The organism is Desulfosporosinus burensis (genome assembly GCF_054657535.1).
The window spans coordinates 1-575 of sequence record NZ_BAAHYN010000078.1 but is presented as its reverse complement, the minus strand read 5'-3'; the positions used below and the strand labels follow the sequence as shown (position 1 = coordinate 575).

1 protein-coding gene is annotated in these 575 nt (G+C 35.5%); it reads right to left on the bottom strand.

Annotated elements, in window-relative coordinates; translation table 11 throughout:
- Positions 1 to 575: transposase (locus tag ACYQ3Q_RS28470; RefSeq protein ID WP_459931746.1), on the bottom strand; the 575-nt coding region annotated here is incomplete at both ends.

Genomic DNA, 575 nt, shown 5'->3' with positions numbered 1-575 from the left:
AATTTACCGATCAGTATATTTGTATTTACCTTGTATTCATATTTTAAGCTTTTGTCTTCATTATTTTCTAAAATCTTCTCGTCCGCTTCATTCTTAGCAAGTGCCACCATATTTGATAGATACATGGACGCATAGAAATCTTGCTCAACGGAAATAACGGTGTCGCCCGTAAAGTTTTCAATTTGAAGTCGGCTCTTTAATTCGAGGTATTTGACTTCTATTCCCCAACGTTTAAAATATAGAGCTTTAAACTCTTGAATCCCTAGGGTTTCATCAAATAAATTAGTGACTAGGACTTCCTCAACTTCAGAATCCAACATAAATCGAAGAACACGAACCTTGATCCTTTTTCCTTCAACCTTTATCTCAACGATCTGATCAGGTTCCATCGCTTCATTGAATTCTTTCATCGAATTAGTTTTCACACGCATGAGATACTTAATTTCGCTACTATCTAAGTAAGCGATAAACTTTTTCGAGGGATATCCTCGATCAAAAAGAATAAGGTCATTTTTCAAGCCCATCGTTTTTAATTTTTCAATTAGTTCAATGGCTATCTCTCGCTCGCCAGTAGT